This is a genomic window from Mesorhizobium sp. LNHC232B00 (genome assembly GCF_000502435.1).
GTDB classification, from domain to species: Bacteria; Pseudomonadota; Alphaproteobacteria; order Rhizobiales; family Rhizobiaceae; genus Mesorhizobium; species Mesorhizobium opportunistum.
This window is the reverse complement of record NZ_AYWP01000015.1, coordinates 13,937-35,684: the sequence shown is the minus strand read 5'-3', so window position 1 is coordinate 35,684 and position 21,748 is coordinate 13,937. Positions and strand designations below refer to the sequence as shown.

22 protein-coding genes and 8 pseudogenes are annotated in these 21,748 nt (G+C 59.5%); 19 read left to right on the top strand and 11 right to left on the bottom strand.

Annotated features, from left to right (window positions below):
• Positions 1 to 364: 364 nt before the first annotated feature.
• Complete coding sequence (locus tag X743_RS1000000170855; protein WP_084555554.1) at positions 365 to 1,141, bottom strand: class I SAM-dependent methyltransferase; 777 nt, start codon at positions 1,139 to 1,141, stop codon at positions 365 to 367.
• Positions 1,142 to 1,477: 336 nt separating this feature from the next.
• On the opposite strand from X743_RS1000000170855, the pseudogene X743_RS1000000173440 reads away from it, so the two are divergent.
• The 9 genes and pseudogenes from X743_RS1000000173440 to X743_RS1000000170840 form a co-directional block, all read left to right on the top strand.
• Positions 1,478 to 1,726, top strand: a pseudogene (locus X743_RS1000000173440) (IS21 family transposase); the annotation flags it as partial.
• A 608-nt stretch (positions 1,727 to 2,334) separates the two neighbouring features.
• Positions 2,335 to 2,874 (top strand): recombinase family protein, encoded by a 540-nt coding sequence (locus X743_RS1000000172850; RefSeq protein WP_198028457.1) that lies wholly within the window; start codon positions 2,335 to 2,337, stop codon positions 2,872 to 2,874.
• Between the two features lie 210 nt (positions 2,875 to 3,084).
• A complete protein-coding gene (locus X743_RS1000000172840; RefSeq protein ID WP_198028464.1) occupies positions 3,085 to 3,231 on the top strand; it encodes a recombinase family protein in 147 nt (48 codons plus the stop codon).
• A 9-nt stretch (positions 3,232 to 3,240) separates the two neighbouring features.
• The gene (locus X743_RS1000000172835) at positions 3,241 to 3,570 is read left to right on the top strand and encodes a zinc ribbon domain-containing protein (RefSeq protein ID WP_023766813.1); all 330 of its coding nucleotides are present in this window, start codon (positions 3,241 to 3,243) and stop codon (positions 3,568 to 3,570) included.
• A gap of 13 nt (positions 3,571 to 3,583) precedes the next feature.
• The gene (locus X743_RS1000000172830) at positions 3,584 to 4,297 is read left to right on the top strand and encodes a hypothetical protein (protein ID WP_023766812.1); all 714 of its coding nucleotides are present in this window, start codon (positions 3,584 to 3,586) and stop codon (positions 4,295 to 4,297) included.
• The gene (locus X743_RS1000000173435; protein WP_245264257.1) at positions 4,294 to 4,878 is read left to right on the top strand and encodes a transposase; all 585 of its coding nucleotides are present in this window, start codon (positions 4,294 to 4,296) and stop codon (positions 4,876 to 4,878) included. The genes X743_RS1000000172830 and X743_RS1000000173435 overlap by 4 nt, the downstream gene beginning before the upstream one ends.
• A gap of 29 nt (positions 4,879 to 4,907) precedes the next feature.
• Positions 4,908 to 5,297: an IS66 family insertion sequence element accessory protein TnpB gene (gene tnpB, locus X743_RS150110; protein ID WP_280801306.1), complete on the top strand. Its 390-nt coding sequence runs from the start codon at positions 4,908 to 4,910 to the stop codon at positions 5,295 to 5,297.
• A gap of 246 nt (positions 5,298 to 5,543) precedes the next feature.
• Positions 5,544 to 6,658, top strand: a pseudogene (locus X743_RS1000000172215) (IS66 family transposase); the annotation flags it as partial.
• A gap of 36 nt (positions 6,659 to 6,694) precedes the next feature.
• Positions 6,695 to 6,923, top strand: a pseudogene (locus tag X743_RS1000000170840) (ATP-binding protein); the annotation flags it as partial.
• A gap of 89 nt (positions 6,924 to 7,012) precedes the next feature.
• Here X743_RS1000000170840 and X743_RS01000000169150 read toward each other — a convergent pair.
• Both X743_RS01000000169150 and X743_RS0136345 read right to left on the bottom strand, forming a co-directional pair.
• On the bottom strand, positions 7,013 to 7,699 hold the full coding sequence (locus X743_RS01000000169150) for a class I SAM-dependent methyltransferase (RefSeq protein WP_023766805.1): 687 nt from the start codon (positions 7,697 to 7,699) through the stop codon (positions 7,013 to 7,015).
• A 484-nt stretch (positions 7,700 to 8,183) separates the two neighbouring features.
• The gene (locus X743_RS0136345; protein ID WP_051508570.1) at positions 8,184 to 8,492 is read right to left on the bottom strand and encodes a hypothetical protein; all 309 of its coding nucleotides are present in this window, start codon (positions 8,490 to 8,492) and stop codon (positions 8,184 to 8,186) included.
• A gap of 30 nt (positions 8,493 to 8,522) precedes the next feature.
• Here X743_RS0136345 and X743_RS1000000170835 point away from each other — a divergent pair, with 30 nt between their 5' ends.
• From X743_RS1000000170835 to X743_RS150120, 4 genes are read left to right on the top strand one after another with little or no spacing between them, the layout of a single operon-like run.
• Positions 8,523 to 8,996, top strand: coding sequence for a transposase (locus tag X743_RS1000000170835; protein WP_198028456.1), 474 nt, complete (start codon positions 8,523 to 8,525; stop codon positions 8,994 to 8,996).
• On the top strand, positions 8,977 to 9,138 hold the full coding sequence (gene tnpB / locus X743_RS1000000172210; protein ID WP_023766802.1) for an IS66 family insertion sequence element accessory protein TnpB: 162 nt from the start codon (positions 8,977 to 8,979) through the stop codon (positions 9,136 to 9,138). The genes X743_RS1000000170835 and tnpB (X743_RS1000000172210) overlap by 20 nt, the downstream gene beginning before the upstream one ends.
• Positions 9,135 to 9,329, top strand: a complete 195-nt coding sequence (gene tnpB / locus X743_RS1000000170830) for an IS66 family insertion sequence element accessory protein TnpB (protein WP_023766801.1) — start codon at positions 9,135 to 9,137, stop codon at positions 9,327 to 9,329. Before tnpB (X743_RS1000000172210) ends, tnpB (X743_RS1000000170830) begins: the two co-directional genes overlap by 4 nt.
• Before the next feature lie 54 nt (positions 9,330 to 9,383).
• Positions 9,384 to 10,955 carry an IS66 family transposase gene (locus X743_RS150120; protein WP_023766800.1) on the top strand — a complete coding sequence of 524 codons (1,572 nt, stop codon included), beginning with the start codon at positions 9,384 to 9,386 and terminating at the stop codon, positions 10,953 to 10,955.
• Here the strand turns inward: X743_RS150120 and X743_RS1000000170825 are convergent.
• Together X743_RS1000000170825 and X743_RS1000000170820 are read right to left on the bottom strand one after the other, a co-directional pair.
• Entirely contained in the window at positions 10,886 to 11,122 is a 237-nt protein-coding gene (locus X743_RS1000000170825) for a hypothetical protein (RefSeq protein WP_084555553.1), read from the bottom strand. The genes X743_RS150120 and X743_RS1000000170825 overlap by 70 nt on opposite strands.
• A pseudogene (locus tag X743_RS1000000170820) lies at positions 11,122 to 11,436 on the bottom strand (transposase); the annotation flags it as partial. The pseudogene X743_RS1000000170820 and the gene X743_RS1000000170825, both read right to left, overlap by 1 nt.
• On the opposite strand from X743_RS1000000170820, the pseudogene X743_RS0136330 reads away from it, so the two are divergent.
• Both X743_RS0136330 and X743_RS1000000172205 read left to right on the top strand, forming a co-directional pair.
• Positions 11,437 to 11,886 (top strand): annotated as a pseudogene (locus tag X743_RS0136330) (IS5 family transposase); the annotation flags it as partial.
• 1 nt (position 11,887) lies between these two features.
• Positions 11,888 to 11,995, top strand: a pseudogene (locus X743_RS1000000172205) (IS5/IS1182 family transposase); the annotation flags it as partial.
• A 15-nt stretch (positions 11,996 to 12,010) separates the two neighbouring features.
• Here X743_RS1000000172205 and X743_RS1000000172200 read toward each other — a convergent pair.
• The 6 genes from X743_RS1000000172200 to X743_RS150140 all read right to left on the bottom strand — a co-directional run bounded on the left by X743_RS1000000172200 (position 12,011) and on the right by X743_RS150140 (position 17,465).
• Positions 12,011 to 12,229 (bottom strand): hypothetical protein, encoded by a 219-nt coding sequence (locus tag X743_RS1000000172200; RefSeq protein ID WP_156934459.1) that lies wholly within the window; start codon positions 12,227 to 12,229, stop codon positions 12,011 to 12,013.
• 636 nt (positions 12,230 to 12,865) lie between these two features.
• Positions 12,866 to 14,230: a N,N-dimethylformamidase beta subunit family domain-containing protein gene (locus tag X743_RS1000000172195; protein ID WP_156934458.1), complete on the bottom strand. Its 1,365-nt coding sequence runs from the start codon at positions 14,228 to 14,230 to the stop codon at positions 12,866 to 12,868.
• Positions 14,231 to 14,363: 133 nt separating this feature from the next.
• The gene (locus X743_RS150125) at positions 14,364 to 14,771 is read right to left on the bottom strand and encodes a RidA family protein (protein WP_023766797.1); all 408 of its coding nucleotides are present in this window, start codon (positions 14,769 to 14,771) and stop codon (positions 14,364 to 14,366) included.
• Between the two features lie 345 nt (positions 14,772 to 15,116).
• Entirely contained in the window at positions 15,117 to 15,992 is an 876-nt protein-coding gene (locus X743_RS150130) for a fumarylacetoacetate hydrolase family protein (RefSeq protein WP_023766796.1), read from the bottom strand.
• An 8-nt stretch (positions 15,993 to 16,000) separates the two neighbouring features.
• A complete protein-coding gene (locus X743_RS150135; protein WP_023766795.1) occupies positions 16,001 to 16,678 on the bottom strand; it encodes a hypothetical protein in 678 nt (225 codons plus the stop codon).
• Positions 16,679 to 16,688: 10 nt separating this feature from the next.
• Positions 16,689 to 17,465, bottom strand: coding sequence for a fumarylacetoacetate hydrolase family protein (locus X743_RS150140; protein ID WP_023766794.1), 777 nt, complete (start codon positions 17,463 to 17,465; stop codon positions 16,689 to 16,691).
• Positions 17,466 to 17,605: 140 nt separating this feature from the next.
• Between X743_RS150140 and X743_RS150145 the strand changes: the two genes are divergently transcribed.
• From X743_RS150145 to X743_RS01000000169140, 4 genes and pseudogenes are all read left to right on the top strand, one after another.
• Complete coding sequence (locus tag X743_RS150145) at positions 17,606 to 19,081, top strand: FAD-dependent oxidoreductase (RefSeq protein ID WP_031257892.1); 1,476 nt, start codon at positions 17,606 to 17,608, stop codon at positions 19,079 to 19,081.
• A gap of 183 nt (positions 19,082 to 19,264) precedes the next feature.
• Positions 19,265 to 20,101: an IclR family transcriptional regulator gene (locus tag X743_RS150150; RefSeq protein WP_023766792.1), complete on the top strand. Its 837-nt coding sequence runs from the start codon at positions 19,265 to 19,267 to the stop codon at positions 20,099 to 20,101.
• 110 nt (positions 20,102 to 20,211) lie between these two features.
• A pseudogene (locus X743_RS1000000172190) lies at positions 20,212 to 20,381 on the top strand (phosphomethylpyrimidine synthase ThiC); the annotation flags it as partial.
• A gap of 34 nt (positions 20,382 to 20,415) precedes the next feature.
• Positions 20,416 to 21,727: pseudogene (locus tag X743_RS01000000169140) on the top strand (IS1182 family transposase).
• Positions 21,728 to 21,748: the final 21 nt, after the last annotated feature.

Here is a 21,748-nt window from a genome sequence, read left to right as displayed (position 1 = left end):
ATCACCGTTGGGGCGCCCCGCCGGACATCGAGGACCTGATCCGTGCCCTGGCACGCCAATTGCCGGATAGAGCGATCGCATCTCTTCTCAACCGGCTCGGCAAAACCACGGGTCGTCTGAACGGATGGACGCAGTCCCGTGTCTGCACTTTCCGCAACCAGCACGACATCGCCGTCTACAAAAAGGACGAACGGTCGGAGCGCGGCGAGTATACATTGCAGGAAACGGCTGCGAAGCTCGGCCTGCGGCCAATGACCGTGCTGCGCATGATCCGCGCCGGCGATCTGAAGGCCGAGCAGTATTGCAAGGGTACGCCCTGGATCATCCGTCATGAAGATAAAGTGTTGCTCGCGACAAACGATTCTCATGGTGTTTTGCGAAACACCGATATGTATTGCCGAGATGCATTGTCAAACGGGCGCCTCTGCCAGTCTCCGTGGCGCTCGAAAAGCTCAAGCCCGCTGATCTTTGCGAGCAAGTCGAGCTCGGAGGGATAGACATATCGCATCTTAAGCGGCAGCGTCCGGCTTCCGGCTGGTGTGATCCAAAGGTTTTGAGAAATAAAAAGCTGTTGATTCCGGTCATGTCTGGCAAAGCGTACCATCGCACGCTGCTCATCAATATGGATAACCGTAGTTCTCTGGTCGCCATAGGCGCCTGAGTCAGAGAAATCGGAAGTATATGGGTAGTCCAAATGGATTACAAGGCGTCCGTTCGGCCTTAGAGACTTCATAGCGGAGCCAAGACAACTGATTTGTTGTTCGGCATCTGCCATAAGCGAAAAGGTGTTACGACTACAGTACACGAGATCGTATTGAGTTCCTAGATCGAACTCTGCCATGTCGCCAAGGTGTGTCGTAACCGAATCTCCGCCGTTCTTTGTGCGAAGCAAGGCAAGCATCGTTTCCGAGTTGTCGAGACCGTGAACTGAAGCTCCTGTCTGCAAAAGGGGCAAGGCGATTTGGCCGCTGCCAACGCCCAATTCGAGCGCGGTTCCGTTCTTTGCGAAAGGCGCGAGAAATCTGACTGCCCGCTGGTGCTCGACTGATGTATTGAGCGCCTCCTCATATCCATCGTAAATATCGCCCCATATGTCGCCGTAGCCGGTGTAAGCGTCGTTCAATTGCACATGATCGTTCATGACGTATTCCTAACGTACTTGTCCAAACAGTATGTTGAAACAGCACCATCCGGGCCTCGCCTCTCGAAGTTGCTAACCGGTACTTCTTTTCATATGGACTGCGATCTGATACGGACCTAATATTTTTCTCCTTCCTGGTTCATCCGACGCTTACCGCATAAGAATGCCCTTCAGCAGATGCCGCTCGCAACAAAGAGCATCAAAGCCCGTGCCAATTGTTTGATCGAGTCGAAGAAAAAATTGTCTACTTTCCTTTCAAGTGTTTAGCCTGGCAAGGCGACAGGTTGCCAAGCAGGCGTATGTCGCTGACCCGACAAACCCGACAGAAGGTGTCTGTCATCGGGCGGTAAATATTCCCCCAGCGTTCCCGATCGCACCCAGCGCCTTGTCGAGGTTCACCAGCTTGCCGACTGCATCCGCATCCTGGACGAAACCAGGCTGGTCGCCAGCCATCCTGTGCTCGAGGGCCGCCAATATCGGATCGATCCTGCTCATCAGCAGGGGGCAGTTCGTCACGCGGCGAGGAAGAGCGCCTCGGATATCATCGTCGGCCGTCTCGGCGACCATGTCGCCTGGCGCTTGCTCATACCAGCGGCGGCAATCTGTTCTTCCAGCTCGTCAACGCCCGCTATGAGAAGGGCGCCATGATCCTCACCTCAACCGCGGACTTGCCGAATGGGGCGGGGCCTTCGGGGAACCAAACATCAGAGGCCGCCGCCATTCTCGACCGGGGTGGTGTCTCATTTGACGGTGATCGACCCGCGTCACGGCCTTGCGGGTCAGCGTCTGGAGCTCGTGTCGTCCCGTTCCGCGCGCGGTCCGGCTTTCGTCGTTGTTCGACTGCCTGACGGACGCCGCCGCTCAATTCGGCGCTCGGTGACCGACCTTGCAGCGGCGTCACCTGAAGAACAGGACGCGTCGAAACCGTTGGCCTGCATCAACGTCCGAACGCTGCTCACATTGATGCAGCATTTGAACAGCACCTTGGCCTCCCGTATCGAGGAGGTGATTCGCGATGAACATACAGTCGAATCTGTACCGCGTAGCGTCCCAGACTCTCACCGAACTTCCGAACCCAGGCCTGACGACACTCCCGAGCCTTTGGCTCAACTTGCCGGGGCAGATCGCGCAGAGCCTCGCGCGACTTCTCTTGCGGATGCGATCGACGGGCACGTCGACAGCGGCGGATCGGCATGTTGAGAGCATCGAATAGACCGGACGAGTGCGTCACTGCTTCGCATCGCGGCAAGCTCGCTTACATTTACGTCCGCCAGTCCTCCGTGAACCAGGTGCGGCATCATCAGGAAAGCACGGAGTTGCAGTACCGTCTTGTCAATCGCGCGGTCGCTCTCGGCTGGCCGGATGAACGTGTGCAAGTCATTGACGAAGATCTTGGCAAATCCGGAGCCGGGACCATCGAGCGGATGGGCTTCAAGAAGCTGGTCGCCGAGATCGGATTGGGGAATGCCGGTCTGGTCATAAGCCTCGATGCCTCTAGCCTTGCTCGCAACAACCGCGATTGGCATCAGCTCCTCGATTTGTGCTCGCTCTTCGGCGTCATCATTGCCGATGGCGAACGTCTCTACGATCCCTGCGCTTACCATGACCGCCTGTTGCTCGGTTTGTCGGGCATTATGAGCGAAGCGGAGTTGCACCAGATCAGGCAGTGCCTCCATCAGGGCGAACGTCAGAAGGCGGCGCGCGGCGAGCTACGCCTTCCTGTTCCCGCCTGACTGGCGCATCGTCGCTCCGGCGAGGTCATTCTCAATCCCGATGAGCAGGTGCAGGCGATCGTCTTCGCCAAATTCCGCGAGCTTCACAGTGCGCGGGCCGTGATGCGCTACCTGCGAAAGAACGATCTGCCGCTGCCCGTGCGTCCCGTGCTCGGCCCAGCGCCGCACGATGTTGTGTGGCGCCAGGCCGATAGCTCATGAGTACTCAGCATTCTTCAAAATCCTGCCTATGCTGGAGCGTATGTCTATGGCCGCAGGCGGGTGGAAGGCGTGCGGATTCGCCCGAGGACGACCAAGGTCCCCATCGCCGACTGGGAGGTTTGCCTTCAGGCTGCCCATCCTGGTTATATCGGCTGAGAGGAATTCATGGAGAACCAGAGGCGGCTGGCAAACAACATCAACCGCTACGAAGCCGGCCATTCGGGCGTGCCGCGCAAGGGAGCGGCACTGCTGCAGGGCATCGCTGTTTGTGGGCGGTGCGGTCGCCGGATGAGCCTGCGCTATAGCGGTCCTGCGGGCGACTACCCCGTCTACACGTGTCGCGCCGACCGCGATCAGGAGGGCGGGCCGCTATGCCAGGAAGTGCGTGCGCTGCCTGTCGATGCGCATGTCGAAAGCATCCTGCTCGAGGCCTCGAGGTGGGCGCTGCGGCGCGAGCGGGCCCGTCGAACAGGATTACGAACGCTGGCGACATGACGAGCCCCTGGTCTTGAGCGAGTCCGACCGCCAAGGGCTTCAAAAGCTGGGCGAAGATCTGCCCGGCCTTTGGCACTCCCCTTCGACAACGGCGGCCGAGCGCAAGGGCATTCTGCGCCTCATCATCTGCGAGGTCGTCCTCGACCAAAAGCGCTTCCAGGGCCAGGTCTGGTTCAAGATCCTGTGGCAGACGGGAGCGACAAGCGAGCACTCTCTCCAGAGGCGGGTCCACGCCTATGGCGACTACATCAATCTGGAGCGGCTGCGGAGCCGAGTGATCGAACTCAACGCGGCGGGCAAAATGGACAAGGAGATCGCGGTGGCGTCGAACGCGGAAGGCTTTGTCGCAGCAGGCGGCTGCGCGTTCAAAAGTGAGAAGGTCTGGCTTCTGCGGACACGTTGGGGCATCCCCACGGTCAAGATCAATGGGACGAGCGCCAATCCCGACCGCTGGCCAGACGGAACCTACTCTGTTCAAGGGGCGGCCGCCGCCCTGGCGTCACACCCCAAACCGTCTTTGACTACCTCGCCCGCGGCTGGATCGAGGGACGCCAGCTCACAAAGGGGCAGCCGCGGCAAATCGAACTCTCAGACGATCAGATCAACACGCTGCGGGCGCGGACCGCTCGTACGCCTCCGGCGAGGGCCGCCTTGCGCGAGCATGGCACGGAAGCGAGGCTGCGCTCTTAAGGTCGTCCTTACGAGCGTAGTTAGCAGCACAGCATGAGCCATGTGACATTATTGACCGGGCCGGAGCGTCGTCGTCGTTGGAGTGAAGAGGATCAGTGCCGGATACTGGCTGCGGCATTCGCGCCCGGGGCCACAGTGGCGGCGGTAGCGCGCCAGTACGATGTCGCGACCAGCCTGATCTATAAGTGGCGCCGCACGATGAGGGCCCGCGAGACGGGCTTTGCCGAAGTTGTCGTGGTTCCCGATGAGCCTGTCGCCGCTTCGGTGCCGGCGGCGCCCCCAGCGGTGATCGAGCTGGAGATCGCCGGCAAGGTGCGGCTGCGGATTCCGCTGACCACGCCGCCGACACTGGCGGCGGCGATGGTGAAGGCGCGGGCGTTTCATGATCCCGGTTCCGAGCCAGGTGCGGATCTGGTTGGCGGTCGGCCGGACCGATATGCGNAGACGGGCTTTGCCGAAGTTGTCGTGGTTCCCGATGAGCCTGTCGCCGCTTCGGTGCCGGCGGCGCCACCAGCGGTGATCGAGCTGGAGATCGCCGGCAAGGTGCGGCTGCGGATTCCGTTGACTACACCGCCGACACTGGCGGCGGCGATGGTGAAGGCGCTGGGCGTTTCATGATCCCGGTTCCGAGCCAGGTGCGGATCTGGTTGGCGGTCGGCCGGACCGATATGCGTCGCGGAATGCAAGGCCTCGCTCTGCAGGTTCAGGAGACGTTGGGCCGGGATCCGCATGCCGGCGATCTTTATGTCTTCCGCGGCCGCAGCGGCAANCTGCAGGTTCAGGAGACGTTGGGCCGGGATCCGCATGCCGGCGATCTTTATGTCTTCCGCGGCCGCAGCGGCAATCTGATCAAGATTATCTGGCATGATGGGCTCGGCATGTCGCTGTATGCAAAACGACTCGAGAAGGGCCGGTTCCTATGGCCGTCGCCGGCGAACGGCACGGTTTCCATATCACCTTCTCAGTTGGCCTACATGCTCGACGGGATCGATTGGCGCAATCCGCTTCACACGTTCCGCCCTGAGCGCGCGGGCTGAGTTTTTCTTTGCGTTTGCGCCATTTTCCGCGAGTCAACGCACGCGTTTTATGATTCACTCCAGGGCATGGTTGCCACCGCCCTGGATGCTGTTCCGGACGATATTGGCGCGCTGAGAGCAGCGCTGACCGCGGCGCTGGCCAGAGCCGAAGACGAGGCCGCGCGCGCTGCGCTGGTCGAGGCCGAACTGGCGGTCGCCAGGGCCAAGGCATCGGATGATGCGGCGCTGATCGCNGCGCGCGCTGCGCTGGTCGAGGCCGAACTGGCGGTCGCCAGGGCCAAGGCATCGGATGATGCGGCGCTGATCGCGCATCAGCATCTGACGATCCGGAAGCTGCAGCGGGCGCTGCATGGTCAGAGTTCTGAACGCTCAGCCCGCCTGCACGACCAGATGGAACTCACCTTCGAGGAACTCGAGAGCACGGCGACGGAAGACGAGATCGCCGCCGAACAGGCAGCGGCCCGGACCACCGAGGTGGCGCCTTACATGCGCAAGCGACCGGCGCGCCAGCCATTTCCCGAGCACCTGCCGCGCGAACGCGTGGTCGAGCCGGCGCCGACCGCTTGCCACTGCTGCGGCGGTCATCGGCTGGGGNCGCGCCAGCCATTTCCCGAGCACCTGCCGCGCGAACGCGTGGTCGAGCCGGCGCCGACCGCTTGCCACTGCTGCGGCGGTCATCGGCTGCGCAAGCTGGGTGAGAATATCACCCGAGACGCTGGAGGTGGTGCCGCGGCAATGGAAGGTGATCCAGCACGTGCGGGAGAAGTTCACCTGCCGCGACTGCGAGACGATCAGCCAGGCTCCGGCGCCGTTCCACGCCACCCCGCGCGGCTGGGCCGGTCCCGGCCTGCTGGCGATGATCCTGTTCGAGAAGTTCGGCCAGCATCAGCCGCTCAACCGCCAGGCTGAACGCTATGGCCGCGAAGGCGTGCCGTTCAGCCTGTCGATGCCCGCCGATCAGGTCGGCGCCGGCGCCGCGGTGCTGATGCCGCTGTTCAAGCGGCTCGAAGCGCATGTGCTGTCCGCTTCGCGTCTGNGCTTCACGTCTGCACGGCGACGACACGACGGTGCCGGTCCTGGCCAAGGGCAAGACCGATACCGGCCGATTATGGACCTATGTGCGCGATGACCGACCATTCGGCGGCGCCGATCCGCCGGCGGCGGTGTTCTATTATTCCCGCGATCGCCGAGGCGAACATCCCACGGCGCATCTCGCCGGCTGGAGCGGCATTCTGCAGGCCGATGCCTATGGCGGTTATGGCGATCTCTATGCGGCGGCCCGTCAGCCGGCGCCTATTCTGGAAGCCAGCTGCTGGGCCCACAGCCGGCGCAAAGTGTTCGAGCTGGCCGATGTCGAAGCGGCGGCGCGCAAGACCGCTCGCACCAGGCGATCAAGGAAGAAGGGTGAAAACTTCGCTGATCCTGTCGTCGCTACCGCACTTCGGGATAGCCTGCTTCACCACGCCGTCATTATCCGAGATCGAGGGATCAAGCTACCGCCTTCGACAGCACGACGATTTCGTCCCCGAGCACGTTCGATCAAAAGCACATATCAACCCGCCTCCGCCGCCGAAAAAACGCGGCCGCCCGCCAGGAGCGAAATCCGACGATCAAGATGCCCGCTGATCACCGGGCTCCTTCACCTGTCAGGTAAGGAAAATTGGACGCCCACATTCGTGAAAAGATCTGCGATCGGCGGCCCAACCTGGCATTATTCAGGTTGGGATGTGTGTCTTAAGCTCGTAGAACTGATACACTCTCCCGCCCTCGGGGAGGGCTCCTCTAGCGATTAGCTTGATGGCATATCCATTTGCCATTGCCAAGTCCGACAGAGTGGTGACATGGTCGCCTTCAGCAAATTCTAGGAGTACTCGTCCGTCTTCCGCGAGATACGCGGCGGCCTGTTTGAGAAAGCTGTGGAGCATCTTATATCCAGGATCGAAGACGCCTCGCTCAAGATCATTGGCATATTCGTAGTCTTCCGGAACGTGAACGTCTGGAATATTCCAGTAAATCGTGTCGAATTTTTGAGAGGGCTCTACGGCAGCGAACATGTCGCTTTGCAGAACTACGATGTTGTCGATGCGGTTTCGTTCAGCGTTCTCCCGCGTATTTGCGACCGCCCGAGGATCTATGTCGACTGCGACGACGAGGGCAGCTCCGTTCTTCGCCAGGCAGATTGAGGGCAGACCCATGCCGCAGCCGATTTCAAGGACGCGCTGTCCCCTGACGGATGGAAAGTTCTCTACAGACCATCGCCACGAGAAGAAGTGGGACGGTGGGAACACGCCTTCATGAACGACGAGATCCAACCCGAATGCCTGCATAACATACGGATAGGTCTGATTCTGACTATCAGCAAGACGCCGTTTCAGCTGATCGATTTCGCTCACCACGCTCATCCGCGCACTCCTATTAGATGATGCACAATCACTTACCAGGCCGGTTTGCCAAGCGACGGCCAAAGCTCACGCCACAGGAATCTTAGCAGGGGTGCCGCGCATAATTTTTGAATTTACCGCGATGTTTTGTGTATAAATATTACGTTAAAGCCGATCCGGCTTTGTCCTATCTGGCGACGCACAGCACAGCTCCTTCAAGAGCTCATCAGCACACATCGGCTCTGTCGCAAACAAACCTTTCGGTAAGTGGAGCATAGTATGGAACGCTCCTCAGCTATGGAGGAGCACGTGATGCCGTCATTTGCAAGCGTGCGGTCGGCAGCAAGTGGCATCCGCGGCCGCCGGCCTTGTTGCCATGGGAAGGATTGTTGTTCATCACGGCATCCCACGCTCCGCATGGCGACGCCACCATTCGATGGGTTCCAGAAGCTTTTCGGCGACCGCCAGAGAGATCGCGCGGCGCCCTAGCAGGCTGTTGAAGAATTCAGGCTCTTTCGCAAACGAAGCCTGAATCGTCGGCGTTGTGGATGTAGAAGTGGCCGACGAGGCGGCCTGCAGTGCCAAAGACAGCCCAGCCGCGGCCAGAGGCTGGGTCGTTCTCATCATGCCCCTCCCACGAGAATTCCGCGCATGCTGAGCCATCGCGGGTGCCATATCGGACGTCGAGGAAGCCCTTGAGTGCGCCGAAGGCGATCTCGCCATCCGCCGAGCCTTTGAATGTCAGATGCGCTTCCTCGACGGTAAGCGCGAATTTCCCCGCACCTTTTGCTGTTGAGTGCTCTGATGCATGCAGGTGTCCACCGAAATAGGTGGACACCAAGTGATGGAAGAAGATGAGCAGAAACTGCGGGTGAGGCTTGTCGGTCGGGACGGGCGACGCCGATACGACCGCGCATCGAAGGAGCGTCTTGTCTCGGCCTGCCTTGAGCCTGGCGTGTCGGTATCGAGGCTCGTGCTCGAACATGGGGTCAATGCGAACCTTCTTCGGAAGTGGATAAAGAAGCGCGCGGAGATCCAGTCCCTCCCGCCGTCCTCACCATCGGCGTTCATCCCGGTTCAGATTGAAAGCACTTCCGATCGGGCCTTGCTGCGACAGAGCAGCATGGCTGCGGTGGCTTTGCCGGGGACTTGCGATGGGGTGCGTTGGTCGGCATCGAAAAGGACAGCGCATTTTTCCTCTCCAGCCAAGGTGAGCGCGTCGCTGCCGAACGGCGTGAAGTTGACGCTGGAATGCGCTGATGTGGATGCATTGACTGCGACCATCGGAGCACTGGGTCATGTTCAGACTGGGCGCTGACCTGAAAGTCTACCTGCACCGCGAGCCGATCGACTTCCGGGCCGGCATCAACAGCCTTGCGGTTCTGGTCCAAGAGACGATGGCGCTCGACCGTTTGCTCCGGCGGTTTTTGCGTTCTGCAATCGCCGTCGCGACCGGATGAAGCTCCTGTTCTTCGATCGGTCGGGCTTTGTGCTGGTCCTGAAGCGGCTGACCGAGGACAGGTTCAGGTGGCCGCGCCGGGAGGCAGCGGTGGTCACGCTTACGACCGAGCAATTGCACTGGATCCTCGACGGCATCGACATCGATGCGATGGTCCGCCATCCGGTGCGGCAATATCAGGTTGCCGGTTGAGGGCTCTCGAATTGAGCGGTTGACGCGCCGGCATGCTTTCGATTCAAGAATCTGATGAATCGACCCGGCGAACCGACTGTTGAAGAGTTGATGGCGCGTATTGCTGCGCTGCAGGCGCAGAACCGTCACCTCGCCGAACGCGTCGTCAAACTCGAGGAAGAGCTGGCGCTTGCACGACTGCATCGTTTTGCGCCGAAGAGCGAAAAGCACATTGACCGCCTCTTCAATGAAGCCGAACAGGCCGCGGATGAGGATGACGCCGACAGCGAAGATGGCGATGTCGTTGTCCTGCCGGACACGGGCTTGCCGGCGACCGAAGGGGCGACGGGAAAGAAGCGCGGCCGCAAGGCCTTGCCGGAAAACCTGCCGCGCGAGCGTGTCGAGTATGACCTTCCCGACGACCAGAAGGCTTGTCCTTGCTGCCGTCACCAGATGCATCGCCTGGGCGAGGCCGTTACCGAGCAACTTCATATCGAGGTGAAGGCGAAGGTTCTGCAGAATGTGCGGTTCAAATATGCTTGCCGCCATTGTGAGCGTACCGGCATCAACACGCCGGTCGTGACCGCGCCGATGCCCGCGCAACCCTTGCCGGGCAGCATCGCCACGGCTTCGACGCTGGCCTTCGCGCTCGTTCACAAATACGTCGACGGCACACCGCTCTACCGCCTGGCGCAGGCCTTCGAGCGCGCCGGTGTTCCTGTCAGCCGTGGCGCTCTGGGCCACTGGGTGATCGGCTCGAGCGAAAAGCATCTCTCCCGCATCTATGACGCCCTGAAGCTGCGGCTCAGTTCGCAGCCCCTCATCCATGGCGACGAGACCACGGTCCAGGTGCTGAAGGAAATGGACAGAGCGGCCGCCAGCACCTCGTACATGTGGGCATACCGGAGCGGCCACGACAGTGACGAGCCGATCGTGCTGCTCGATTATCAACCGGGTCGCGGCCAGATACACCCGCAGACCTTCTTGGGCGATTACCGCGGCATAGTCATGAGTGATGGCTATTCCGCTTGGCGCACGCTGGAAGGGGCAACGCATCTTGGATGCATGGCCCATTCGAGGCGGCGCTTCGTCGATGCCCTAAAGGCGAGGAAGAAAGGCGGCGGCCCGCCGGAACAGGCGCTCCGGTTCTTCGAACAGCTTTATCGGGTTGAAAGTCAGGCGCGGAACGAAATCCCCGATGACGGCGAAACGCGAGATGACTGCATTCGCCGCTTCCGCCAGCAACATAGTGTCCCCATCCTCCATGCTCTCAAGGCATGGCTCGACGACATCGCCCCAAAAGTCTTGCCGGACAGCAAGCTCGGCGACGCCGTCTCCTACACCCTGAACCAATGGGGATATCTGACTCGTTACACCGAGGACGGCAGCATGCCGATCGACAACAATCTTCTCGAGCGTGACATCAGAATCTTTGCCACTGGCCGGAAAAGTTGGCTGTTCAGCGATACCGTCGACGGAGCCAGGGCCAGCGCCGTCATCTACAGCCTGATGTTGACCTGCCGCGCCTGTGGCGTCGAGCCGTTAGCGTGGCTGCGCCGCGTCCTCACTGAACTACCTCAGCGCCCCGAGAAAGTGGCTATCGACGATCTCCTGCCCTTCAACTTCCTCAAAGCCGCCGCAGCCTGACCCGACGCGTCCGTCTGAAAGCGATCAGCTGTTGCAAGGGCTGTCCACGTGCGGGGAAATGAGCGCTTGCCCTCGACGAGATCGAGGAAGTCGTTATCCCAAACATCCATCTCGACGATGCGCCAGCGGCCGGCAAAGGCCTTGGCGAAGCCGGGAACCTTGGCCATCAGCCGGTCTCCGCCATGAGCTTTGGCAGTCGCACCAGATTGTAGGCAGCGGCTGCGAAGGTGAAGGCCCATCCGACACGGTCGCGGCCGCGGAACCTCGTCTTGTGCTGGCCGGCCACGACCTTGATCCAACCGAATGCCTCTTCAATGCGCTTCCTGATGCGCTGGCTGACGGCATAGCCGCCATGCCGCGTCGTGCGCCCGTCGATCGCGGAACTGCGGCCGCTCGTGTTGTTCTGCGCTACATGCGGCGTCACCCTCATCGAGCGCAGCTCATTGACAAAGTCTTCAGTGTCGTAGGCCTTGTCGGCACCCGCGAGGCCACTCCCACGGCTGGCGTGATCGACAGCCAGTCGGTCAAGGCTCCGCAAGCTGAAACAAGGGGTTACGACGCCGGCAAGAAGATTGTCGGCCGCAAGCGACACATTGCCGTCGATACGGATGGGCGGCTGTTGATGGTCAACCTCACCACCGCCGATATCTCCGACAGTGCCGGCGCTCAGGCGATCCTGGATGGTATNTGGGTGAAGCATCTGTTCGCCGACGGCGCCTATGACCGGCTGAAGCTCATGGACAAAGCCACCTATCTCGACTTCGTGGTCGAGATCATCCGTCGATCCGACGACCAGAAGGGCTTCCAGATCCTGCCCCGCCGCTGGGTCGTCGAGCGGACCTTCGGCTGGATGACAAGATGGCGCCGCCTCGTGCGCGACTACGAGCAGCGCATCGACGTCTCGCAAGCCATGATCCTTGTCGCAATGGGCNAGATGGCGCCGCCTCGTGCGCGACTACGAGCAGCGCATCGACGTCTCGCAAGCCATGATCCTTGTCGCAATGGGCGGCAATCTCATCCGCCGAAACGCTCATCCGTGAATTTCAAAACGGACTCTAAGAGCCCGGGCGCGTCGGCTTCGCAATTGATGTGTAGGTACCTTCGAAACTTGACGGCACTCGACGAACATCTAGCCCGGCCCCTTCCGGATTGGGATCGGCCGAGATAATGCGAACGAGATCAGCAGCATAGTCGCTGGAAAAATTACTGGATACTTTTACTTCGATGTTTTCACCAGCCCGGGCGGAAAGCCGATTGGTGTAGCCGATTAGCATACGCCTTACCCCTCTACGAATGGATGGCGATCAGAAGAATGCGGTTGCAAATGGAACGCGGTTTTATTTAACCGCTGTGCTACCTACTGTCAATCTGACCTTTTGAGGAGGCATCGTGGCACAGATCAGATTCATTCTCTTTCGCCGCCAAAATGCCGAAAGGGTTGAGGACGCGGGATCAGTGGCGGCAGACACCGCCGCTGTTGTGTAGACTCCATAGCTCGCTGTAAAAACCGGCGATACGTGCCGAGTGACCGGCTCAACAACGGCATTCGGCGATCGGTTCTCGACAATATGCGGATTCGATGAAATTGTTCCGGACAGCCTTCGCTCTAGTCTGGAAGCAAAAACCGGTCTAATACATTACGAGTTATCCGGTCCGTATAGAAATCGCTCTCAATTAAACCTCTTACCCACTCACACGTTGCAGCGCAAAAGACCTCGCCGCTCCCTCTCTTAAAAGAGACTATCATGCCGCTGCCGCGAGAGTATTTGTCAGTCGCCTCGGCGGAGGGACCAGGAGGCGCCTCCAAAACAGACGCGATAAAGCGAGCTTCAGTATCGCCACGTTCAAGCTGATAAGAATGCTCTGGCAATCCGTATTCAGAGTTACTTGCCCAATTCATTGCGATAATTTCAAGCCCCTCTGGAGTACCAATCCTTTCCGGTTGCCACCGGGAGACCATCAACAAATGTATAGTCCAATCCATCCACCTCATAGGCGAAGATGCTTGCTTCATCGCCAAATGTATCGGCATACCCAAGACCCGTCCCCTCCAACGACCAATGCTTATGCCTGAATACGTTGAAACCCCGCGAAGATCGTTGTGCTATTCCAAACGTTGCGGCGTAGATGCCTCGCGTTCCATTTACACCGAAGGTTTGGGCGCCAGGATAGCCAATCAACGGATCCTCCCAAAGACTAGTCATCAGCTCGGGGTTCTCATGGCTCATAGGATCGTGATGTCGCGCCTGAGACTTATAACATATCTGGCCGGATCCTCCTTCACGGAGCCTGATTTGCCAAAAGAAGTTTCCTGCAAACCTGGCAACCTTGCCTCCCCGTTCTGCGAATGCTTCAACGGTTCGACGCATTGGAGCCGACCAATATTCGCAATGGCCGACGAATGCCAGACATGGGTACGCTTGGACACAGTCTGGGTTAAGTTCCAAGTCCTCTTGAGGAATAACATGCACATCGTAACCGGCTTGCTCAGCCCATCTCAGGAACGGGCGCTCATACGTTGCCCATCCTGCCGAGGCGTAATAGCGTGCGTACCCGTTGGCAAATGCCCACTCTTTCGAGCCCCAATAGGGTTGCTCGGGCATACGCGGCCGAGTTTTGGGAACGTTGCGGGGCGCGGCCGACGGCAGCCATACTTGACCTCTTGCCCAAGGGCGTTGTGAAGACAAGATTGGCGAAAACCCGTCTGGATAATCTGGATAGAGTCCAATGTAATGAGATGCGCCACCCCAATCGTTGTAAGCTGCCCAAGTACATGTGGAAGCTACGAGCAGAACCGTTTTGTCCGACCTATCTCTGTTCGAGCGAACAAAGAAAATGTGATGGCCCAATGCCGGCTCGTTGCTTTCTCGGCTGGAATCGCGCATTTCGACTGTGTATGCGCCTGCGGCAATGTCCTCGGGCAACTTAAGACTAATGGTTTCCTGCCAGCCGCAGCCGTTCATGTAGGACTGAGCAGATATCTCTTGAAAGTCCACACTCACGCCCGTCCAGCTTGTTAACCTGACAGGAATAAATCCTTCCTTCTGTATTGTTATATCGAGCTTTGGCACAGTCGACGAGATGAACAGGTTGACCGGTTCTCCAGGCGAGTAGCCAAGTTTGTTGCTGTAGCACCATGCGGCAGGAAGGCCATATCGATCAGGCACCTCCACCCAGGAACTGTTCCAAGCCGCCCCACTTGCTGAAATGATCTTAAACGGCCAAGATCCAGCCGCCCTTCGAGCTTCCTGGTTTTCCTCTGGTTTCTCTTTCATTTTGCATCCTCTTTGCACACGTGGCGCACTACGCAGTCTGATCGACAGGTCCTGCCGAGCGCCGACTGTGCAGGCTTGCCGCGCTTAGGCTACGCATGTCGAGATGGGGCCAGACACTCACGATTCCACCCGCTTAAGGCACGGCCGCAATGACTTCCACCTCAATGCGCGGCCCGCCATGAAGTGCCGCCACGCCTATCAGGGTGGAGGCCGGGGGAGCGTCGCCGTTAACGTAGCGACTCCGAACCTTCCGAAGGATATTGACGAGTGAGGGTTCGAGTCCGACAATGAAATACGTGAGCCTGGCAACATGCTCATACCCCAGGCCCGCCGCGGCCAAGGTGCGACCAAGCTCCTCAAAGAGCGCTTCGACCTCGGCCTCGAATGAATCATTGACCAGGTTCCCCGCTCCATCCAGGCCCAGGATTCCACTGGTGACATATACTCCACTCCCCTTGAGCAACATGCCTTGCGACATGCTCCGAATGGGCGTGTGCGACAATCTCACAGGCACAAGGACGTTTTCATTGCGGTCAGTCATCAGTGGCTCCTTCGAGAACGAATGGCAGATCGAGCTTCGCGCAAATCATAAACGCGGAGCCCCATTTGGCCCCGCCTCAGCCGAGACGATGGCGGAAGTATAGTTGGGACGGGCGTTTTCAAAAGCGTGGCTGGCGCCCAGAACGAACTCTGCAACATGGCCGGCAGACGGGCTGCGGTGAACCTGCATGGCATGCCCGCGGCGGGTTGATTGGTCAGATTGACCGGGATCGTGAAGAGCATCAATTCGAACATCGATTGCCGGGTGGCTCCCTGACCCCGCCAGCGGCTGAGACGACGATTTGAAAAGGACCGGGTTTAGAAGGGCGATCCCTTGTTCGCAGGCTCATCGACCTGAGTAGTCCCGCGCAATGCAACCTTCAGATGCGACGACAAGCTGTCGCTGTGTGCCCAGCCCGGTCGCGCCCAACTCCACGATGTCACCCTCTTTGAGGAATTGCGGTGGCTTCATGCCGAGCCCGACGCCGTGCGGCGTCCCCGTAGTGATGACATCGCCTGGCTCCAAAGCCATAAAGTGAGAGATGTATGAGATCAGATGGGCAAACGGGAATATCATCTTCGCCGTGGTTCCGGACTGCCGAGTTGCGCCGTTAACCTTGAGCCAGATCTCAAGATTCTGCGGATCGGCCACTTCGTCGACCGTTACGAGCCAAGGTCCGAGAGGCCCAAATCCCGGACGTGACTTACCTTTCATCCATTGGCCGCCACGGTGAATCTGGTCACGCCGCTCAGAGACATCGTGACAAAGCAGGTAACCGGCAACAACAGAGAGCGCATCGTTCTCGGCGACCCGATAGGCTTTTTCACCGATGACCACGGCAATTTCGGCTTCCCAGTCCAGCATATTCGAGCCCGGCGGCATCGGTATGACGTCATAAGGCCCTGATATGGAGGAGGGAGCCTTCGAAAAGACGACCGGTTCTCCGGGAACAGGCGTATTTGTCTCCGTGGCATGATCTATGTAGTTGAGGCCAACCGCAATGAAATGCCGGACGTATGCCACAGGAGGCCCCAGGCGCACATCCGCACTGACCACCGGCAGCGAACTGATGTCGAGTGAACGCAACTCATCCAGCCTCTGCCTGGAAAGCGTGCTGGGCCCGATATCGCTGATAATTTCACCGAGGTCGCGAATGGTCCCTTCGTTATCAATTACGCCGGGCCGTTCTGCACCGACGGCGCCGTATCTCAGAAGTTTCATGATCGACCTCAGCCTGCCGCCATTTCGGTTTTCAGACGCGTGTATTCCAGTTGGTAGCGACCGGCTCTGGGCCGGCTCACATATGGGTGCTGCAGGATCGTTTGCATTGGCGACCACAAAGCCTCCGCGTTGCACCCTTCCAAGATGATGATCCACACAGGGGGCGCGTCGTAGTCGCTCTCTTTTCTGGTTTCCGCAGTTTTGACCTGCGTCGCTTCCCCGTCGGCTCTACAGAGGTGCGCTCCCGTCAGAAAGGGCGCTTGTGCCAGGCCGGTTAATAGCTCGGTCAATTCGCCTTCCGGATTGTCCGGGGCATCCGCGGAAAGTTCAAAACGTACAGTCGCGAGTGCTCCACCAGGACCCGGCCCTCCGGAGTACAACACGCGAGCTAGGCCCCGAGACGTATTGAGAAAATGGGACGTGGCCCGCCGTGTCCAGGGTGTCGGCGCATTAAGGCGTTTGGCGTATTCGGGGCCGGTCAGGACTTCGAACTGTTCCACCTCGTACAGCGTGAAAAACTCCGGGTGTGTGTTTGCATCCGCCGCTCGATACCGGCGGCCCCGCAGGAATCCCGGAATGTCTGTCCGTTCGGGCATGTGCTCGTGGATGTGCCACTGGTAGAAATCGAGCCTTCCCTCATTCGCGATGCCATTCCAGATCGCCACCACCCCGTTGCCGCTAAGCATCTTCCACTCCTTATGTGTCGCCGGCTTCAAATGTTACGGAAACAGGCTCGAACCCTTCAAACTCGGCCGAGATCACATCGCCCGGATTGGCAGTGAACAGCCCAGTGAAACTCCCAGTCGTCACGATAGTGCCCGGCTCGATAGGAATGCCCCGGCAGCGGAGGTCGCCCGCAAATTTGACGAGCAGGCCTATGAGATCGCTGTCGGGATGTCCTCCTGCACTCTGGTGCACCAGAGCGCCATTGACCCTTAGTTTCACCTGCTGCGTCGAAAACGGAACGCCTTGCCACACCTCATTAAATGCGCCGCAGACGAGCGCGCCATTCGCCAGGAGGTCGGCGACCATGGCATTTCGAGGAGCCGGGGACGGGCCGCCCCAGCGGCTATCAACCACCTCGATCGCGGCGCACGCACCGTCAAGCGCATCGAGGATATCGGTTTGTGTGAAGCTGTAGCCTCCCGTTGGCGCGCGGGAAAAGCGGAACGCGATCTCGCATTCAACGCCGCCCCGTCCATACAACTGCTGCGGCAGAGCGCAAGGGCTCGTGAACAGCCGTTCTGCCACGATCGGTGCCGACACCAGGTCGGCGTCGGCGAGCAGTGCAGCCTTCCAAGCGACAACGGGAGTAGCCAGCCCTTGGACAACCCGCCGCTGGATTTCCAAAGCGGCCGACCGGGTTACATCGCGCAGTACCGCATCATCGACAACAAGGCGGTCCTGCCCGCGGTATGCGGCCAAGAGACGTTCGGAAAGATAGTGAATGTGCTCGCTTGCGCTCTGTGACATGATATACTAATTGGAATGTCGTTCTATAGTAACCCTATGCGGTCTTCTCGCCGGGGTCAACAGGGTATCTGGGAAAATGACAGCGCCGCTGCATCTCCCTCCCGAGCCGGGGATCCCGGCCGATCAAATGGAGTAATGTCGTGGCTCAAGCAGGCGCTACATTTGACGTCATCGTTGTCGGAGGCGGAGGGTCCGGGCTCTTCGCTGCGGTGGAGGCTGCAGAGCTAGGCCGTCGCGTCCTTGTCCTCGAAAAGAACCCCCGGCCGGGGGGTATGACGAGTTGGGCGATCGGGTCACTTTCTTCCAGCGCGTCGCCAATGCAGAAGGCGATCGGAATCGACGACGTCCCCGATGCTCATTTCGAAGACATGGCACTCTTTCATGGCCCGCTGCTCGCGAGGGACCATCCAGAGCTCCGGCGTGCTTTCGTCGACAACGTTCCACAGACGCTCAAAAAACTCCTCGACATGGGCGTCGTCTTTGTCGGGCCCATGCCCGAACCGCCCCATCGTGTGCCCAGAATGCACAACGTGCTGCCCAACTCGCGGTCCTATGGACATGCACTCTATCGCAGAGCACGCAGTCTAGGAGTTGACGTGCGCCTCAATCACCGCGCTATCCGTCTCATCAAGGAGAAGGGTCGGATTTCCGGCGTGGCGGCTGAGCACGGAGGCGTCACACATCGATACCTCGCGACTCGGGGCGTGGTCCTTGCCGGAGGCGATTTCAGCGCGAATCGGGAAATGAAACAGGAATTTGCGGGAGAAAGCGTGGCCCACGCGGACGCTCTCGTAATCACGAGCACGGGTGACGCCATCCGGATGGGTTTGGAGGCCGGCGGAGAGATCGTCAACGGCGATCTCGTCAGCGGCCCGCAGCTCCGCTTCATACCTCCCCGCAACAACCTCATGACCAAGCTACCGCCAAACCGGTTCCTCGCTCTCATCATGAAGTGGTCGATGACGCAGCTTCCACCAGCGCTCATCCGGCCCTTCATCATGATGTTCCTCACTACCGTCCTCGAGCCGCAGAGAAAGCTCTACGAGTGTGGCGCGATCTTGATTAACCGCGCGGGCGAGCGGTTCACTGACGAATGCGACAGGCCCGAGTTCAGTGTGCCATTCCAGCAGGATCGCGAGGCATTTATCCTGCTAGATGGTGCTCTCGCGGAGAAGTTCAGCAAGTGGCCTTACTACATTTCCACTGCTCCAGGAGTCGCCTATGCCTATCTGCCGGACTACAAGCGAAACAGGAAAGATATTTTCTATCAGGCTAACACAATTGGCGGCCTAGCGACTAAGATCGGAGTCCCCGGTCCCGCGCTTGAAAAGGCCGTTGCTGCCTATAACCAGAAGCCGCGGGAAGGCACCCCGGGCCTACGACGCGCTCCGTTCATAGCCTTAGGTCCGGTCCGCAGCTGGGTTCTTACCGAGGGTGGATTGAGAATTAATGCATCCATGCAAGTACTAGGCACCAACGGCGAAATCATTCCGGGTCTGTATGCAGCCGGTGCAACCGGTCAGGGCGGAATCATATTGGAAGGCCACGGACACCACCTAGGGTGGGCCTTTACGTCAGGAAGACTAGCCGGTCGAGGAGCAGCAACGCTCGCCTGACCCCAACACTTCATTTGACCCCTCAACCTTCCCAGCGTGAGAATAACATTCTCACTGGAATAGAAAAGGGGCTTGCGCGTGGTCAATTCATTTGAGTGATGTTCGCTGGAAAACGCTTGACCGACGCGCACGCCAGGCCTAAAAGAATGATTTTCCTGTTGGAATAAAATTCTGGAGACTGCCATGCGGGTTGTCAACTCTCTTGTGGAGCGGTGTTTTGCCGTGGTTGAGCTGCTGGCAAACGAGGCGTCGGCAATGCGGCTTGGTGAAATCGCTGAAAAGCTCGACTTACAAAAAAGCGCTGCCCACCGGATGCTCAACGTGTTGTGTGAGATAGGCTGGGTGGAGCAGGAGCCGGTCACGGGCTTTTACAAACTCACCCTCAGGCTTGCCATTCTTGGGCAGCGCTTTCTGAGCGCCACACACCTGACCGACGTCTGCCAGCCTGTACTAGAGGAATTGGCTGCCGAAAGCGCCGAGCTTGTTCGTATGGCAGTGGTACAGGGCGAGACATTGACTTGGATCGCACAAGTTCAAGGCGCTCGCAACGGTTTGAAATATCAGCCGGAAATGGCAGCGAGAGTTCGCTTAGCGGCCACGGCCAACGGCAGGGCTTATCTGTCGACGCTAGGCCAGACAGACGCCATTCGCATAGCTATTAGTGACAGCGTCGATGAAAGACAGAGGCGATCGATGGCCTCAGTAGAAGATTTCATTGAGGAATTGGAGCTGACTCGGAAAAGAGGTTGGGCGATTTCAGACGAGGAGGCTGAGACTGGTATCGTTGCGATTGCTGCCCCGATTAAATTGGCCGATGGCCAAACGGTCGGCACGGTCAGCGTCGCAGGTCCGAGTTCGCGCCTAACCGCAGATCGGCATGGAGATGTGGCATCATCGGTTTTGTCAACGGCTGCCAAACTCGGTGAGCTCTGGCCCTTGAGGCAACGGTACAACAAAGAAAGTGACTTACACGCGCACAAAATTGCTCACTCTGCCCATTCGACAAATTCGGGCATCTGATTTGATCAGAAAAACGATAGGTTCTAGTTCTTACCGGCTGCTTCGCCCCAGCTGCTGAGACTAGGCAATACGATTCAGATTCCGTCTATCTCGACGAGAGCCGGGATCCGGAATTCGTCCGCGATGAGGTGGCGCGCGGGCGGGCGATCATCCCCGCCAACATCAATCATCCCGAGACCGAGCCGATGATCATCGGCCGCAATTTTCTTCCAAAATCAACGCCAATATCGGCAATTCCGCCGTCACCTCGTCGATGGCGGAAGCGGTCGAGAAGATGGTCTAGGCCATCCGCTGGGGCGCCGACACGGTATGCCATGAGCAAGCATTTTCGCCCCTGGAAGATAGATCAGCCTCATCTGCTGCCACCGAGCGTGCAGGACTTCGTGCCGAGGGACCACCTGTCGCGGTTCATTGTGGAACTGGTGCGGGAGAGCCTCGACCTGAGCGAGATTGCCAGCAGCTACACGAGTGCCCTCGGCCAGCCGCCCTTCGATCCTCGTCTGATGGTAGCGCTGCTGCTGAATGGCTACGCGAGCGGCATCTATTCCTCTCGGCGCATCGCCAAGGCGTGCGTCGAGCGCGCCGAAACTTCATGATGATCGCCGCCCTTGATGCGCCGGATTTCCGCACGATCTCAGACTTCCGCAAGCGGCACTTGAAGCCGTTGGCTGGGCTGTTTGTGGAGGTGTTGAAGCTCGCCGAGAAGGCCGGGCTGGTGCGGCTCGGGCATGTCGCGCTCGACGGCACCAAGATCAAGGCGAATGCGTCCAAACACAAGGCGATGAGCTACGATCGGATGAAGAGGCGCCAAGCCGAGTTGCAGGCCGAGGTCGATCGCTGGCTGCCGCCGCCGAGGCCGCCGATGCCGAAGAGGACAAGTTGCACGGCCACAAACGCGGCGACGAGCTGCCCAACTGGGTCGCCGACAAGCAGAAGCGGATCGCCAGGATTGCCGAGGCCAAGGCTGAGCTGGAGGCCGAGGCGAAGGCCGCGGCCGACGAGGAGCGTCGCATCGAGGCCGAGAAGCAGAAGAGCCGCGAGGCCGATGGCCGCAACAAGACCGGCAAGGCCGCCGCGCCGCCGTCCGACGAGCCTGCCGCAAAGGCACAGCGCAACTTCACCGATCCTGAAAGCCGTATTCTCAAAACCAAGGATGGCTTCATACATGGCTATAACGCGCAGGCGGCCGTCGATGGCAAAGCGCAGATCATCGTCGCGCACACCCTGACGCCGAGCACAAGCGACCATGGCCAGCTGGTGCCGCTGGTCGATGGCATCGAAGCCAACCTCGGCCGCAAACCGCAACAAGCTTCCGCCGACAGCGGATATCTAAGCGAGGACAACCTCGCGAATCTCGATCAGCGCGGGATCGACGGCTACGTCGCCACTGGACGCGCCAGCCGCCCCACGGCCGACAACGGCAAGGTCGGCGGACCACTGACACAGGCGATGAGAAAAAAGATCGCCGACGGCGGTTTCGACACCCCCTACAGGTTACGAAAGCAGATCGTGGAGGCGGTGTTCGGACAGATCAAGCAGGCGCGCGGCTTCCGCCAGTTCCTGTTGCGAGGCTTGGCAAACGTTCGTGCCGAATGGGCGATGATCTGCACCGCCCCAAACTCGTGAAGCTCGCAAGGGCAGCATGAG

What these genes read in the sequence shown, in the direction of transcription:
- X743_RS1000000170855 (WP_084555554.1), bottom strand. Translation starts at nt 1,141, where the DNA reads ATGAACGATCATGTGCAATTGAACGACGCTTACACCGGCTACGGCGAC.
- X743_RS1000000172850 (WP_198028457.1), top strand. Translation starts at nt 2,335, where the DNA reads ATGTTGAGAGCATCGAATAGACCGGACGAGTGCGTCACTGCTTCGCAT.
- X743_RS1000000172835 (WP_023766813.1), top strand. Translation starts at nt 3,241, where the DNA reads ATGGAGAACCAGAGGCGGCTGGCAAACAACATCAACCGCTACGAAGCC.
- X743_RS01000000169150 (WP_023766805.1), bottom strand. Translation starts at nt 7,699, where the DNA reads ATGAGCGTGGTGAGCGAAATCGATCAGCTGAAACGGCGTCTTGCTGAT.
- X743_RS1000000170835 (WP_198028456.1), top strand. Translation starts at nt 8,523, where the DNA reads ATGGAAGAAGATGAGCAGAAACTGCGGGTGAGGCTTGTCGGTCGGGAC.
- tnpB (WP_023766802.1), top strand. Translation starts at nt 8,977, where the DNA reads ATGTTCAGACTGGGCGCTGACCTGAAAGTCTACCTGCACCGCGAGCCG.
- tnpB (WP_023766801.1), top strand. Translation starts at nt 9,135, where the DNA reads ATGAAGCTCCTGTTCTTCGATCGGTCGGGCTTTGTGCTGGTCCTGAAG.
- X743_RS150120 (WP_023766800.1), top strand. Translation starts at nt 9,384, where the DNA reads ATGAATCGACCCGGCGAACCGACTGTTGAAGAGTTGATGGCGCGTATT.
- X743_RS1000000170825 (WP_084555553.1), bottom strand. Translation starts at nt 11,122, where the DNA reads ATGGCCAAGGTTCCCGGCTTCGCCAAGGCCTTTGCCGGCCGCTGGCGC.
- X743_RS1000000172200 (WP_156934459.1), bottom strand. Translation starts at nt 12,229, where the DNA reads ATGCTAATCGGCTACACCAATCGGCTTTCCGCCCGGGCTGGTGAAAAC.
- X743_RS1000000172195 (WP_156934458.1), bottom strand. Translation starts at nt 14,230, where the DNA reads ATGAAAGAGAAACCAGAGGAAAACCAGGAAGCTCGAAGGGCGGCTGGA.
- X743_RS150125 (WP_023766797.1), bottom strand. Translation starts at nt 14,771, where the DNA reads ATGACTGACCGCAATGAAAACGTCCTTGTGCCTGTGAGATTGTCGCAC.
- X743_RS150130 (WP_023766796.1), bottom strand. Translation starts at nt 15,992, where the DNA reads ATGAAACTTCTGAGATACGGCGCCGTCGGTGCAGAACGGCCCGGCGTA.
- X743_RS150135 (WP_023766795.1), bottom strand. Translation starts at nt 16,678, where the DNA reads ATGCTTAGCGGCAACGGGGTGGTGGCGATCTGGAATGGCATCGCGAAT.
- X743_RS150140 (WP_023766794.1), bottom strand. Translation starts at nt 17,465, where the DNA reads ATGTCACAGAGCGCAAGCGAGCACATTCACTATCTTTCCGAACGTCTC.
- X743_RS150150 (WP_023766792.1), top strand. Translation starts at nt 19,265, where the DNA reads ATGCGGGTTGTCAACTCTCTTGTGGAGCGGTGTTTTGCCGTGGTTGAG.